Source organism: Rhodococcus sp. 27YEA15, from assembly GCF_049739425.1.
Taxonomy (GTDB): domain Bacteria; phylum Actinomycetota; class Actinomycetes; order Mycobacteriales; family Mycobacteriaceae; genus Rhodococcus_F.
This window is the reverse complement of sequence record NZ_JBMHHW010000001.1, coordinates 5,177,593-5,191,693: the sequence shown is the minus strand read 5'-3', so window position 1 is coordinate 5,191,693 and position 14,101 is coordinate 5,177,593. Positions and strand designations below refer to the sequence as shown.

Annotated in this window: 11 protein-coding genes; 4 read left to right on the top strand and 7 right to left on the bottom strand. The window is 65.6% G+C overall.

Annotated elements, in window-relative coordinates; all coding sequences use genetic code 11:
• Positions 1 to 156 precede the first annotated feature (156 nt).
• Both ABH922_RS24270 and ABH922_RS24265 read right to left on the bottom strand, forming a co-directional pair.
• Complete coding sequence (locus ABH922_RS24270) at positions 157 to 1,338, bottom strand: thiolase family protein (RefSeq protein WP_424809368.1); 1,182 nt, start codon at positions 1,336 to 1,338, stop codon at positions 157 to 159.
• A 96-nt stretch (positions 1,339 to 1,434) separates the two neighbouring features.
• On the bottom strand, positions 1,435 to 2,841 hold the full coding sequence (locus tag ABH922_RS24265; protein ID WP_424809367.1) for an amino acid permease: 1,407 nt from the start codon (positions 2,839 to 2,841) through the stop codon (positions 1,435 to 1,437).
• Positions 2,842 to 2,991: 150 nt separating this feature from the next.
• Between ABH922_RS24265 and ABH922_RS24260 the strand changes: the two genes are divergently transcribed.
• Positions 2,992 to 4,503: a PucR family transcriptional regulator gene (locus tag ABH922_RS24260; protein WP_424809366.1), complete on the top strand. Its 1,512-nt coding sequence runs from the start codon at positions 2,992 to 2,994 to the stop codon at positions 4,501 to 4,503.
• 72 nt (positions 4,504 to 4,575) lie between these two features.
• Here the strand turns inward: ABH922_RS24260 and ABH922_RS24255 are convergent, their stop codons facing one another.
• Positions 4,576 to 6,153 (bottom strand): SpoIID/LytB domain-containing protein, encoded by a 1,578-nt coding sequence (locus ABH922_RS24255; protein WP_424809365.1) that lies wholly within the window; start codon positions 6,151 to 6,153, stop codon positions 4,576 to 4,578.
• Positions 6,154 to 6,481: 328 nt separating this feature from the next.
• On the opposite strand from ABH922_RS24255, the gene ABH922_RS24250 reads away from it, so the two are divergent.
• Complete coding sequence (locus tag ABH922_RS24250) at positions 6,482 to 8,440, top strand: N-acetylmuramoyl-L-alanine amidase (RefSeq protein WP_424809364.1); 1,959 nt, start codon at positions 6,482 to 6,484, stop codon at positions 8,438 to 8,440.
• 33 nt (positions 8,441 to 8,473) lie between these two features.
• Here ABH922_RS24250 and ABH922_RS24245 read toward each other — a convergent pair whose 3' ends face one another.
• Positions 8,474 to 9,295: an HAD family hydrolase gene (locus ABH922_RS24245; protein ID WP_424809363.1), complete on the bottom strand. Its 822-nt coding sequence runs from the start codon at positions 9,293 to 9,295 to the stop codon at positions 8,474 to 8,476.
• A gap of 76 nt (positions 9,296 to 9,371) precedes the next feature.
• Complete coding sequence (locus tag ABH922_RS24240; RefSeq protein ID WP_424809362.1) at positions 9,372 to 10,127, bottom strand: lysophospholipid acyltransferase family protein; 756 nt, start codon at positions 10,125 to 10,127, stop codon at positions 9,372 to 9,374.
• A 90-nt stretch (positions 10,128 to 10,217) separates the two neighbouring features.
• On the opposite strand from ABH922_RS24240, the gene ABH922_RS24235 reads away from it, so the two are divergent.
• Positions 10,218 to 11,057 (top strand): hypothetical protein, encoded by an 840-nt coding sequence (locus ABH922_RS24235; protein ID WP_424809361.1) that lies wholly within the window; start codon positions 10,218 to 10,220, stop codon positions 11,055 to 11,057.
• Positions 11,058 to 11,115: 58 nt separating this feature from the next.
• Here the strand turns inward: ABH922_RS24235 and serS are convergent, their stop codons facing one another.
• Both serS and ABH922_RS24225 read right to left on the bottom strand, forming a co-directional pair.
• Positions 11,116 to 12,369: a serine--tRNA ligase gene (gene serS / locus ABH922_RS24230; RefSeq protein ID WP_424809360.1), complete on the bottom strand. Its 1,254-nt coding sequence runs from the start codon at positions 12,367 to 12,369 to the stop codon at positions 11,116 to 11,118.
• Positions 12,370 to 12,380: 11 nt separating this feature from the next.
• Positions 12,381 to 12,809 carry an ankyrin repeat domain-containing protein gene (locus tag ABH922_RS24225; protein WP_424809359.1) on the bottom strand — a complete coding sequence of 143 codons (429 nt, stop codon included), beginning with the start codon at positions 12,807 to 12,809 and terminating at the stop codon, positions 12,381 to 12,383.
• A 155-nt stretch (positions 12,810 to 12,964) separates the two neighbouring features.
• On the opposite strand from ABH922_RS24225, the gene ABH922_RS24220 reads away from it, so the two are divergent.
• Positions 12,965 to 14,098 carry a septum formation family protein gene (locus ABH922_RS24220; protein ID WP_424809358.1) on the top strand — a complete coding sequence of 378 codons (1,134 nt, stop codon included), beginning with the start codon at positions 12,965 to 12,967 and terminating at the stop codon, positions 14,096 to 14,098.
• The last annotated feature ends 3 nt before the right edge of the window (positions 14,099 to 14,101 follow it).

Genomic DNA, 14,101 nt, shown 5'->3' with positions numbered 1-14,101 from the left:
GCAACAGCAGAGACCCGATCATCGGGTTCGATCCCGATCCGAGGTGAGGCACTCGTGTTGGTTGTTCAGCAGTCCGGGTTCGGCGGGCCGCGGCTCCTACCGAACCGCCGTGCGCCGGAACGACCGGGCGGCGGGGGTTGCCGCCCGGTGTCGGGATCAGACTCTCTTGAACAGGGCGGCGAGCGCCTGCCCGCCACCGATGCACATGGTGACGATGCCGAATTCGAGGTCACGGCGCACGAGATCGCGGGCCACGCGCAGGGTGAGGATGGCTCCGGTGGCTCCGACGGGGTGTCCGAGCGCGATGGCGCCGCCGTACGGGTTGGTCTTGTCCGGGTCGAGGCCGCTGTCGCGGATGACGGCGAAGGCCTGCGAGGCGAAGGCCTCGTTGACCTCGGCGGTGCCGATGTCGGCGGGCGAAAGCCCGGTCTGAGCGAAGAGCTTCTCGAGGGCGAGGACCGGCGCGTAGCCCATCAGGCCCGGCTCCATGGCCGCAGTGGTGACGGCCTCGAGGGTCACGAGGCCGGTGAGGCCACGCTCGGCGGCAGCAGCGCCGGTGGCGAGGATCAGTGCGCCCGCGCCGTCGTTGATGCCGGAGGCGTTACCGGCGGTGACGGAGCCACCTTCCTCGAAGGCGGGTCGCAGCTTCGCGAGCGTTTCGACGGTGGTGCCCGGCTTGGGGTGCTCGTCCTTCTCGACGGTGACGCTGCGACGGCCACCGGTCTCGACGGGGGTGATCTCCTCCGCGAATGCGGCCTGGGCTGCGTCGGTGGCCGCGCGGCGCTGCGATTCGACGGCGAACTCGTCCTGTTGCTCGCGGCTGACGCCGTACTTGCGGGCGACGGCTTCCGCGGTACGGCCCATGTGGGCCTTGCTGAACGGGTCGGTGAGCATCGCGACGGTGCCGTCGACGAGGCTGCGATCACCGAGCTTGTAGCCGGAGCGGGCCGCGAAATCGTAGTACGGCATGCGCGACATACTCTCGTCGCCACCGGCGAGGGTGATCGAGGCGCCGCCCCAACGCATCTGCATTGCCGCAGACCACACTGCCTGCAGCCCGCTGCCACAGAGCCGGTTGACGGTGTACGCCGGAACATTCTCGGGCAGTCCGGCGGCGATGCCGACACGACGGGCGTTGTAGGCGTCGGGGCCCACCTGGCCGATGCAACCCATGACCACTTCGTCGATGTCTTCGGGTGCGACGCCGGCGCGGCTCAGCGCGGCTTTCGCTGCGGTTGCGCCCAGCTCGTGAGCGGGTACGTCCTTGAGTACACCGCCGAAGCTACCGATGGGGGTCCTGGCCCCGTCGAGGATGACAATCGGTTCGGGCGTGGTCATGCTTGTCCCCATCTGCAATGCGCCGGGCGCGAGAATTCTTCTGTCCCTGGCAGATACTAGGACAAGCGGAATCCGGTGCAGACGGGGACGCTGGGATCAGACTGTCGGGGCCTGCGCGTCGGTGGCCTCGGCGACCTCCGCCGCTACGGCGTCGTAGTTCCGGTAACGGTAGAGGCCGATACCGATCAGGATTGCGGCCAGACCCAGCGAGACGAACATCTGGCTGCGGGTCGATTCGAGGGCGACCATGCCGATACACAGGGCCACGATCGCCGCGATCGTGGCGTAGGTCAGATACGGGAACAGCCACATCTTCAACTCGAGTTCCTTACCTGCCGCTTCGAGCTTGCGCCGGCTGCGGAGCTGGGAGACGGAGATGACGAGCCAGACGAAGAGTGCGATCGCGCCGGAGGAGTTGACGAGGAACAAGAACACCTTGTCCGGGGACAGGTAGTTCATGCCGACGGTGAGGAAGCCGACGATCGTCGACACCAGCACCGCGCGCATCGGGACGCCGGTCTTCTCGATGCGGGAGAGCGCCTTGGGCGCGTCGCCGCGCCCGGCGAGGGAGAAGATCATTCGGCTTGCGGTGTACAGACCGGAGTTGAGGCAGGACAACACCGAGGTCAGAACCACTACGTCCATGATGTTGCCTGCGGCGGGAATTCCGTACGAGTCCATGACGGCGACGTACGGGCTCAACGCGACCGACGCACTGTCCCACGGCAGCAGGGTGACGACGACGGCGATGGAGCCGATGTAGAAGATGAGGATTCGCCAGACGACGGACTTGACGGCAGCCCGGACGGCGTCGAGCGGATTGGCCGATTCACCGGCGGCGATGGTCGCGATCTCGGCGCCGAAGAACGAGAACACCACGACGAGAACCGCGGCGAGCATGGCTCCGGTGCCGTTGGGCAGGAAGCCGCCGTGGCCGGTCAGGTTGGTCATGCCCGGTGCTTCCACGCCGGGCATGAGGCCACAGATCGCGAGGATGCCCATGGCGAGGAAGGCGATGATGGCGACGACCTTGATGGAGGCGAACCAGAATTCGAACTCGCCGAAGGATTTGACCGAGATGATGTTGGTCAGGGTCAGCACGATCATCAGGATCAGCGCCCAGGTCCATTGCGGAACGCCGGGCACCCACCGGTTCATGATGAGTGCGCCTGCGGTGGCCTCGATCCCGAGGACGATGATCCAGAACCAGGCGTACAGCCAGCCGATGGAGAAGCCGGCCCAGCGCCCGATGGCCTTGTCCGCGTACGAGGAGAAGGAACCGGTTTCCGGCGATGCCGCCGACATCTCGCCCAACATGCGCATGACGAGGATGACGACCACACCGGCGAGGGCGTAGGAGATGAGAACCCCCGGCCCGGTCTCCTGGATCGCGACACCGGAGCCGACGAACAGTCCGGCCCCGATGACACCGGCAATCGCGATCATCGACAGGTGTCGCCGCTTGAGTGTGTGCTGCAGCGCAGGCTGATCACTGGTGGACATCGGGCCCCCTCTTGGTTCGGCACATCAGGTGGTTCGGCAAACGGATTCCGCAAGTGTCGGACTTGGAGCCGCCGGATGAAAGGCTCCATTTTGTACAAACGTGATCGCAGGCACTACATACTGGAGTGTCGGTGGTGCCAGACTGTACTCATGCCGATCACCATTCGCCGGCTTTGCCGGAACGAGAATTTCGGACTACGCGTACTGGCCGGACACGACCAACTCGACCGCCCGCTGACCTGGGCACATGTCTCCGAACTGGCGGACCCGACACCGTTCGTGGACGGCGGTGAACTGTTGTTGATCACCGGGGTGTCGCTCCCCACCACCGCCGCCGAGACCAACAAATTCGTTCGCACACTCGTGGCGGCAGGAATTGCCGGAATCGGGTTCGGAATCGGTCTGCATTTCGACGAGGTGCCCTCACGCTTGGCCACCGCCGCACGCCGATTCGATATTCCGTTGATCGAGGTTCCGCTGCGAACCTCGTTCATCGCCATCACGAAGGCCGTCTCCCAGGCCCAGTCCGCCGACGACATGAAGCAGCTGCGCGACAACTACCAGAGCCTGCGGCGACTGTTACAGGCCGCACTGGCCGTCAACGGAACCCGGACCGTCGTGCGCCGGGTAGCAGAGCTGATCGGCGGATGGGCCGCGTTGCTGGATTCGGCCGGCCATCGAGTCGAGCTCTCGCACTCCGACGCTGTTGCCGGGGTCGAGCGAACCACCCCCGAACGTGCGGCGCGACCGATGGAGGTCAGTTTTCTCACCAGTGAGAACGAGGATGTCATCTCGCATCCGTTGTTGACCCCGCGAGGCAAGCTGATGGGATACCTGGTCGCCGGGTGCCCCGGCGCGGTGGGATCGCTCAACCAAGGCATGGTCACCGCAGCCGCGTCATTGTTGACGTTGATGACCGGACGCACTCGCGACGCGCAGTTGACGATGAACCATCTACGTACGGTGGCAATGCACCAGCTGTTCGAAGGCCAGAACACCTTGGCTCGTAACATTTCCGGTGAACTGTGGGGCGGTTTTCCGGTGGAGCCCTTCCAGGTTTTCCACGTCACCGGCACACCGGGGCTACTCGACAGCGTCGCGGAGTCGCTGCTCGACGGACTCGGGCACGATCTTGCGTTCGGTGTCACCGACGGGGCCATGACCGTCGTGGTGTCGGCGACGGACAGCGAACGAATCCTCGGCCGCGTCAAGGAAGTCGACGTAACCGTCGGCGTATCGGATGCACTGTGGTGGGAAGACCTGTCGCGGGCGCGACGTCAGGCCGCTCGAGCTGCCGCGGAGGCCGGTTCGCGCGATCGCCGATCCATGCGATTCGCCGAACTGTCCGAAAGCGGCCTGTCCGCCTTCTTGGACCAGGACCGGTCGACGGCGTTCGCCGCCGCCCAGCTGCGTCCGCTGCTCGACGCGAAGGGCGGCAACGACCTGTATCTGACGCTGGCGATGTGGCTCGCCCACAACGGTGTGGGTGACGCCACCGCAGCGGCGTTGAGCATTCACCGTCACACGCTTCGAAGCCGCTTGGCGAGAATAGAGTCCCTGTTGCGAGTAGACCTGCAATCTCCCACCGAGCGGGCCGAATTGTGGCTCGGATATCGACTCCTCGGTGATGCACCGACAGCACCGACGCAGCGAACGACCTGAGGGGCTCACACCGGGTTACGGTGTGAGCCCCTCGGTATCGCTGTTCGCGAATCGATATCGACCGACCTTCCCCTAGCTGTCGCCCGTCGGTATCCATTCGCGGAGTATACCGGCGTCAATCACCTGAACACCCAAAAGCTTTGTCCAGATTATTGTTCCGTTTTCATAGACGCGGAACGTTCCCGCTTCGGAGGGTAATTGCATCTCCGGGCCGGTAGGGGCACCGAGTACGCCTGCAGCGCCCCCGAGTTCCTGGTACTTCTGGTCGATCAGCGTCCCCGTTACCGTACCCGATTGATCCGTTGATGGCGATTCTGCTTCCGGCACTGCCGGTTTCGGATCTTTCGATTCCGAATCCGGCGGCGCACTCACGCCCGCACCATCACCGACGGTGAACCAGTCCGATTTCAAACCGAGCTTTTGCCGGAACTGAATTCCGGTGGCCCCGACGGTTCCCGTGGTCCCGTCCACCTCCACCGCCGTGACCCGGCCACCGTCGGCACCGAATCCGTTGCGAGAGAGAACCTTGACGGATTTCAGTTCACCGACTCCGAAAGCCTTGGCTATATCGCCGGCTGCGATCGACACTGTCCAGTCGTGATTCGGCGAGATGGTGTCACCTTGATCTTCCACTGCCGGAAATTCGCCACCCGAACTGTATCCCCCTGTGGAAGAGGAGAATTCGGTCGAGACGATGTCACCGTCGCGAGAGAGAACGGCCCCGGCGGTGGATCGAACCGCGTCGGTGGTCCGCGGATCCTCACGGCCCGCGCCCCCGTACACCTGACAGTCCTGCGTGTCGCAGGTGTCGGCGTAGGAGCTTCGATGCTCGGTTGCCGCGTACGAGCGTGCCGCTACCGCCTGCGCCCGCAAGGCTTCGGCACCGCCGGTATCGGCCCACTCCGCCTTCGATTCGACGGGCACGACCCCGAGAAGATAGTCCTCCATGTCCAAAAGATTGACGATACGTGCCGATCCGCCGTCGAGTACCACCCCGAGCGCGCCGCGATAAGGCGCGTTGTCGCTGCAGAAGGTGAGGAACTGATCGGCCGGACGGTCGGGAGCAAGGTCGATCGGATCGACCCACGGATGATCGGTGACGGCCTCGCGCACCACCGCGCCGTTGCAGCCTGCGGTGACCACCACCTTCGCACCTCCACCCGGCTGGGCGGTCAGATGGATTGCCTCTCCGGGGGCGGTGCGCTGACCACCGACCACTGCTCCGGCCGCGGAGTAGACGTCGAGGGTGGAGTTGTCGCGAGCGGTCAGTCGCACGCTCATCTTGGCGTCGGGCATGGAGTCGAGGACGGTTCCGCCGTAGTAATGACTGAGAATTCGCTCACCTGACCAGCCCTGGTCTTTTGCGTATCCGTACGCGCCCCACTGACCCATCCCGCGGCCGTGTCCGTTTCCATGACCCGACAGAGTGATCTGGGTGTCGGCGGACACGGCTGGAACGAAGTCCGGTTCACCCGAATGGATCGACGCGAAGCCACCGATTCCGACTCCGAGCGCCAAAGCCGGAATCAACCCCAGAATCGAGAACCGGGCAAGTGACATTCGCCGCCCTCGCCTACCGGTCCGTGGACGGTCGGCGCGGCGGGCCACAGGCTTCCCACCTGCGGTTCCGCTGCTGTCGCTTCTCGCCATCGGTTCTCTCCTCATCGCCACCGGCACCACTGATCCACAAGGCCGTTTCCGTGGGCACGCCGATCCACACTGTTTCGACTAAAGTCTCACCCTAAGGTTGAGCGTTATGGACTTGTGTGACTAGTGTGGCAAGAGTGTCTGGAGTTAGCAACACCAGCCACTTCAGCCACATCAGCACCACCAGTTACAGACACATGCTTTCGATAACTGGCGTACGACCCCCAAATATGGCCTCCGACCTGCTCGGATCAGTTTGGGAAGTACACCGATCGCGGCCCTGAAAAGCCCCTCAGTTCGCTCGAAAGTAACTACAACGAGGAGTAATCCCTTGCCACACCGTCGACCAAAGCCCTCGCTCGTCCTCGGGGCTGTAGCCGCACTGGCTGTCGCAAGTCCGTTTGCGGTCTACGGCCTCACGAACAACTCTTCGGACGTGGCTTCCACCAGTTCCGTCGCAGTGCCACCGCAGATCGCCGAGGTGCTCCTCGCGTCGGTTCCGGACATCGTCATCCCCGTCAAGGAACTGACCGGTCTCGATCTCCCCGACATCAACCTCGGTGATCTCAAGAACCTTCGGCTCCCCACCGACATCCCCCTGCCCCCCGGCATCACGCTGCCCACCGACCTGTTCCCGACGCCGCCCGCTCCCGACGGCGATGTGAAGGAAACCGCCCCGGTGCCGCCCGCCGACCAGCCCGGCGCGGTGGTCAAGGAACTGACCCGGGACACCCCGTTCAGCATGGTCGCGCTGACCTCCGACACGATCGCGTCGGCACAGTCACAGATCCGCGCCCTGGCCGAGGACGGTACCTGGGGTCCGTGGTTCACCCCCGACGCCATCGACAGCGCAGCCTCCGATCAGACCACCAACACGAACGTGGCGACCGAGCCCGTCTTCGTCGGCACCACCAAGTCGATCCAGATCCTGACGCCGCCATCAGCCGCCGCCCCCACACCGGCACCGGCACCGACCGTGGACGTACCCGCGGCACCGGCCGAGCCGGCGCCCGAAACCGGTGAACTGGGCTACACGCCGGCGTCGCTGTCCACCCCGCTGCGCCAGATCACCGCAGCCGCCGACACCGTCACCGCCGTCCTGATCGATCCGGGTACCAGCCCGGCCGACGGCAACCTTCAAGCAGTGGCGGCACCGCTGGCCGGCAAAGGTCCGGCTGTGATCTCCCGCGCTCAATGGGGAGCCGACGAGGGTATCCGCTGCCAGACGCCGACGTACGACGATTTCATCGGCGGCGCCACCGTGCACCACACCGCGGGCAGCAACGACTACACGAAGGAAGAGTCGGCCGGGATCGTGCGATCCATCTACGCCTACCACGCCAAGACTCTCGGCTGGTGCGACATCGGCTACAACGCGCTCGTCGACAAGTACGGCCAGATCTTCGAGGGTCGCGCAGGCGGCCTCGACAGGCCCGTCCAGGGCGCACACGCCGGTGGATTCAACGAGAACACCACGGGTGTCGCGCTCATGGGTGACTACTCCACGGTGCAGCCGTCGCAGGCGGCGCTCGACTCGGTGGGCAAGTTCCTCGGTTGGAAGCTGGGCATGGCCGGGCTCGATCCGAAGGGCCGCACCACCATGTACTCCGAAGGAACGGAATTCACGCCGTACCCGCGCGGCCAGGCCGTGCAGCTGCCGATCATCTTCGCGCACCGCGACGTCGGAAACACCAGCTGCCCCGGCGACGCCGCATACTCCCGCATGGACGACATCCGGAACATCGCGGCGGCGAACCTGGGGGGCACGGCGAACACGCCGGCTCCGTCCGCACCCGGCACCACCACGACGACACCGACGACAACCAAGCCGAACACTCCGGCCGACGCCGTCACCGGTGGTTCCGCGGCTACGGCCCCGGACCTGCTCACCCAGTTGCTCAAGATCACCGACAACTCCCCGCTGGCCCAGAAGTGGATCGCCGAGGGCGGCGAGATCGGCCGTCTCGGTGAGGCGCTGTCGGGAATCCTGCAGGCCAAGCTCGGCAACCAAGGCGCGCTGTTCCAGAACGGTGCCGTGTACACCTCACCCAACGGTGGCGTCTTCACGGTGCTCGGCGAGATCTTCAAGGCGTGGCAGAGTTTCGGTTCGGACTCCGGCGAACTCGGCCTGCCCGTCTCCGACGAATACCGGGTTTCGGACGGACTGCGCAGCGATTTCGAGAACGGTTCGCTGATTTTCAATCAGGTCACCGGAATGGTCACGAAGGTGATCTCCACCTACAACGACACCTACGCCCAGGAAATGGCGAAGACCACACCCGTCGGCTGAGACCGACGGATCTCCCTCGGGCGCTGGTGGTTTCTAGGGCCACCAGCGCTCGAGGACTTTTGCGACACCATGCTCGGAATTGGTGTCGGTGACCTCGTCCGCGGCGGCCTTGGCGTGCTCGTGCGCGTTGCCCATCGCCACTCCCCTGGCGGCCAGGCTCAACATCGGAATGTCGTTGGGCATGTCCCCGAATGCGATCAGACCGGACAGATCGAACCCGAACCGCTCCGCGGCACTGACCAATCCGGTCGCCTTGGTTACCCCGGGTGCCGACAGCTCTATCAGCCCGTTCTCGGTGGAGTACGTCATGTCTGCCAGCTCACCGACGTGCGGTGAGAGTGCCCGGTACATCTCGGAGCTCGTTCGCGACGGACACCGGATCAGCAGTTTGACGGCCGGAGCTGCCAGCACTTCCGATGCGGACGTCTCGGTGTTGTCGGGATTGAGCCAGGCGTGTTCGTACCCCGGCGAACTGACGAACTGGGCGGTGGCGGCGTCGTGCGCGCTCGCCCCGACCCGTTCGGCGGCCAGCCCGGCACCGGGCAGAACGGCCAGCGCGATCTCGGACAACGCGGCGAGCTCGTCCACCGACAGCGTCGACGCACTGAGCACCCGGTCGTTGAAGCTGTCGTAGACCACCGCGCCGTTGGCGCAGACCGCCAGCGGCGCATACCCCAAACTCTGGACCACCGGCGAAATCCACCGCGGCGGCCGACCGGTGGCCAGCACGAACGGTATCCCGGACGCCACGACGGCCTGAACCACTTCGCGAGTGCGGTCACTGACCAGTTCGTCGTGATCGATCAGGGTGCCGTCGACATCGGTCGCGACAAGGGTCGGTCGGTCTGCGCTCACCCCGATATTGTGCCTGCCCGGTGCGACAGTCGTGCGCAAGGCGGGGTACGCGGTGTGGTGGACGGTACGCGATCTCTCAGTCTCGGGACTTGCGTTCCGCCCGCGCCTTCGCTTTGGCCTCCGCTTCGGCCCGGTCCATCTCGTCGGCTTGCGCGAGTGTCGGGGCGCTGCCACCGAGGCGAGCCGGTACCCAGTACGCACCGGCCGGGTGCTCGTAATCCTTTTGTGCGTCGAGCAGAAGCTCCTGCATGGTCGAGCGCAGTGTCGCGGTCAGTTCGGCGGCAGGTTCGAAGGGGTGAATCGGCTCCCCGACCACTATCGAGATCGGAGTGTTGGTGCGGCCCAAACGCTTCGGGTAGCCCTTCGTCCACACCCGCTGCGCCCCCCAGATCGCGATCGGAACGATCGGGACCCCGGCTTCGATCGCCATCCTGGCGGCACCGGACTTGAACTCCTTGATCTCGAAGCTCCGACTGATGGTCGCCTCCGGGTAGACCCCGACCAACTCCCCACGCTCGAGGAACGAGACGGCAGCCCGATAGGAGTCCGCACCAGCGGCGCGATCGACCGGAATGTGCTTGAGGGCCCGCATGATCGGCCCGGCGATCTTGTTGTCGAAAACTTCCTGCTTGGCCATGAATCGGATGTAGCGCTTGGGCGTGCGCACCGGCAAGCCCGCATAGGTGAAGTCCATGTACCCGGTGTGATTGACGGCGATCACCGCACCACCGGAGGCCGGTACGTTCTGTTCCCCCTTGACCGAGAACTTCAGGCCCTCGAACGCGAAGACGGTACGGGCGATGCCGATGACTGTTCTGTAAACGGGATCCACAGTTCGCTAGCGTAGACGGGAATCCGCGATCTGACCCGCGGCGTACAGGGTGGATATCGGTCGGAATGTCGCAAAGGGGCGAGTGCACAGATGAAATCGGTAGTTCGGATGACGATCGGGGCACTGGTCGTTGCCTTGTCCTTGGCGACAACCGCATGTGAGGACGACGGCCGAACCGGGATCCTCACCGACGAACCAGCCCCACCGACCACCGAGACCGCCACACCGGAACCCAGCACGACCACCGCCGCACCCACGACCACCCCGCCCCCGCCGGTACCGCTGGTGGGCGCGGTGCCCGGCAACGCCGCTGCCGCACCTGCGTTGACGGCCTGGGCCGACGATCTGGTCTCCCTCACCCCCGACGCCCTGGCGGCACGGTGCTGGGGAAAGCCGCCGAACACCGTCACCGCGCAGTACACCGACGTCGCGGCGATCTTCGCCGCGCTCGCCACGCCCGGCGTCGACGGCCCGTACGCGTCGACCTGGAGCGCCGGTGGGCTGTCGGTGTCCGCTCAGCACTCCGACATCGCGACCGGCTACGCCTGCCCCTACGTCTACACCTCGGGACAGCCCACCTTCTACAGCAGCGACGATGCCGCCTATGCCGTCGTACGGTTCCTCTCACGTGCCACCGGCAGGCCCGTCAACCCGCGCGACGTCGAAGCCTTCTTCCCGTTGATCTGCCCCGGCAACAGCCCGTGGGATCCGAATGCGACGGGCGACGGCGATCGACCGCCGCTGAAACTGACACCCGACCAATTGGCCGGGACACGATCGTTCGACGCCGAAGCGGCAATCGTCACTGCGCTGCAGGGGGACTACGTCGCCGTCGACCTCCCGGTCACCGACGCGAGCGGGACGACGAAGACCGTCCGCTTCACCCTGTCCGTCGGGCCGGACGGGTACTGCCTCGGTTCCGCGGCCTGAAACGGCGACACCCCGTGCGCCACCTCGGACGCACGGGGTGCAACAGCTCTGTCGCCGATCAGCGCAACACGTCTGTCCCCACGAAAGGCACCAACGCAGCGGGAACACGGACACTGCCGTCGGCCTGCTGATGGTTTTCCAGGATCGAGACGATCCATCGGGTCGTCGCCAGGGTGCCGTTGAGGGTGGCGGCCGTCTGCGGCTTGCCGTTCTCGTCGCGGTACCGGACCCCGAGGCGGCGGGCCTGGAACGTGGTGCAGTTGGACGTCGACGTCAGCTCACGGTAGGTGCCTTCGGTGGGAACCCACGCCTCGCAGTCGAACTTGCGGGCCGCGGAGGATCCGAGGTCTCCGCCTGCGGTGTCGATCACCCGGTAGGGCACCTCGATCGCGGCGAGCATCTCCCGCTCCCAACCCAGTAGACGCTGATGTTCGGCGTCGGCGTCCTCGGGGCGGCAGTAGGTGAACATCTCGACCTTGTCGAACTGATGGACACGGATGATGCCGCGGGTGTCCTTGCCGTAGCTACCGGCTTCACGGCGAAAGCACGACGACCAACCGGCGTAGCGCTTCGGCCCGTCGGTGAGATCGAGGATCTCGCCCGAGTGGTATCCGGCCATCGGCACCTCGGAGGTTCCGACGAGGTAGAGGTCGTCGTCCTGAAGGTGATAGATCTCGTCGGCGTGCGCACCGAGGAATCCGGTGCCCGCCATGATCTCGGGGCGAACGAGCACCGGCGGGATCATCATCGTGAACCCGTTGCCGATGGCCTTCTGCGCCGCGAGCTGCAGGAGCCCGAGCTGGAGCATGGCACCGTATCCGGTCATGAAATAGAACCGCGAGCCCGACACCTTCGCGCCACGTTCCATGTCGAACAAGCCGAGTGTCTCACCCAGCTCGACATGATCTTTCGGCTCGAAATCGAATGTCGGGATCTCACCGACGTGTTCGAGAACCACGAAGTCGTCCTCGCCGCCGGCCGGGGCGCCGTCCTGCACGATGTTGGAGATCGAACGGTGAGCGGCGTCGAGAGCTGCCTGCGCCTCGTGCTGCGCGGCTTCGGCTTCCTTGACCTTGGCGGCAAGTTCCTTGGAGCCCTCGAGCAATGCGGACCGCTCCTCGGCCGAGGCCTGCCCTACCTTCCTGCCGAAGGCCTTCTGCTCGGCACGAAGATTGTCTCCGGCGAGCACAGCAGCTCGTCGAGAACTGTCGGCGCCGAGCAGGGCGTCGACCAGTCCGGGATCTTCTCCCCGGGTGCGCTGCGACTCGCGGACGATTTCAGGATTCTCGCGGAGGAACTTGAGGTCAATCACGACTTCGAACTTTACCCACCTGTCGACGGTCCTCGGCGCTCACCTCGCACTTCGAGGATGCCGAGGTAATCCTCCCGGCCGAACATCCGCGCCGCGTCCAACGCGGTGGGGTGGCCGCCGTCAGGGTCCGCCCCGGCCTCGACCAGGGCGCTGACCACGGCGTCCTCGCCTTTGAACACGGCACCGGCCAGCGGCGTCTGATTCTTGTCGTTGGCCCGGTTCACGTCGGCTCCGCGTGCTGACAGCACCCGCACCACGTCGGCGTGGCCGTGATATGCAGCCAACATCACAAGCGTGTCGCCGCTCGCATTCGTCAGATTCACCGGTACCCCGGCGTCGAGGTAGGCCGCCAACTGCACGGCGTCGCCGGTCCGCGCCATGTCGAAAAGCCGGCCCGCCAATGCGACGGCGTCGGGGTCCGGAGAAGTCGCTTCGCTCATCGGTCCAAAATACGCGCGCCCGATCGCCGGCTGCTCGACAACATGCGCGCCCGATCGCCGGCTGCTCGACAACATGCGCGCCGATCGCCGGCTGCTCGACGAAAGATCGGCGCCGTAGCTTCGGTATCGCACAGACAACAGGCATGATGGGATCGATGTCCGAAGACGAGATCGAGAAGACGCCGCAACCGGCGGACGCGGAGCGGCCGGCGGGGAAGAAGACGCTGTCGGTGGACGCGGAGCGGCCGGCGGGGAAGAAAACGCTGTCGGCGACCCACACCAGACGGTTCCTGGCCGCCGTCGCGGTCGGGGCCGTGGTTGCCGCCATCGTGACCATCGCCATTTCCGGTGGTCTCCGAGGCAGCGATTCCGCCGCTCCGACGATCAGTGGTGTCGGCCCGGCCGCCACCGGTTCGCCCCGCGACGACGCCTTCACGTCCGCAGCCGCAGGCGATTGTCTCGACTGGACGCCCGCCACCGAGTCCGGTGGCGAACGCACCGACATGTCGAAAGTCTCGTGCGACCGACCGCATCGCTTCGAGGTGGCAGGCCCGTTCGACCTCTCGGTGTTTCCCGGCGCCGAGTTCGGACCGGGGTCCCGGTATCCGGGTGCCATCCGGTTCGCCGAGTTACGTGACGAGCACTGCACGCCCGTCGTGACGTCGTACCTCGGGTCCGGTTTCGATCCGAAGGGCAAGTTCAGCGTCGGCCTGATGTTTCCGAGCGAATCCGGGTGGGCGTCGGGTGAACGCTCACTGCGGTGCGGCCTGCAGTACTCGACCACCACGGGCGAACTGCAGTCCTTTGCCGGCCGCGTCGCCGATCAGGACCAGTCGAACGTCTGGGACGCGGGTACCTGCATCGGTATCAACGGCAATCTGCCGACCGATCCGGTCGACTGCACACAACCTCACGCGTACGAGGTCATCTCGGTGATCGATCTCGGAACCCAGTTTCCGGGCCCGATGCCGTCCGTCGAGGACCAGGACCGGTATCTCGAGGGCGTGTGCACGCAGGCGTCCAACGAGTATCTGGGTTCGGCGGATGCGTTGCGGAACAAGACGTTGACACTGTTCTGGGACAACGTCTCCCTGGAGAGCTGGCTGGCCGGCAGTCGACGGGTCAACTGCTCGGTCGGCAAGGAAGTCGAGACCGGCGGCTTCTCCGCCATCACCGGCAGCGCCAAGGGTGAGATCCTCATCAACGGCGCCGCACCGATCCCGCCGCCCGCGCAGCCGGAAGGTCGGTCGCTGCCGACGCCGCTGCCCGGCGCGGCTCCGCCGTCGTAGATC

What these genes read in the sequence shown, in the direction of transcription:
- ABH922_RS24270 (WP_424809368.1), bottom strand. Translation starts at nt 1,338, where the DNA reads ATGACCACGCCCGAACCGATTGTCATCCTCGACGGGGCCAGGACCCCC.
- ABH922_RS24265 (WP_424809367.1), bottom strand. Translation starts at nt 2,841, where the DNA reads ATGTCCACCAGTGATCAGCCTGCGCTGCAGCACACACTCAAGCGGCGA.
- ABH922_RS24260 (WP_424809366.1), top strand. Translation starts at nt 2,992, where the DNA reads ATGCCGATCACCATTCGCCGGCTTTGCCGGAACGAGAATTTCGGACTA.
- ABH922_RS24255 (WP_424809365.1), bottom strand. Translation starts at nt 6,153, where the DNA reads ATGGCGAGAAGCGACAGCAGCGGAACCGCAGGTGGGAAGCCTGTGGCC.
- ABH922_RS24235 (WP_424809361.1), top strand. Translation starts at nt 10,218, where the DNA reads ATGAAATCGGTAGTTCGGATGACGATCGGGGCACTGGTCGTTGCCTTG.
- ABH922_RS24225 (WP_424809359.1), bottom strand. Translation starts at nt 12,809, where the DNA reads ATGAGCGAAGCGACTTCTCCGGACCCCGACGCCGTCGCATTGGCGGGC.
- ABH922_RS24220 (WP_424809358.1), top strand. Translation starts at nt 12,965, where the DNA reads ATGTCCGAAGACGAGATCGAGAAGACGCCGCAACCGGCGGACGCGGAG.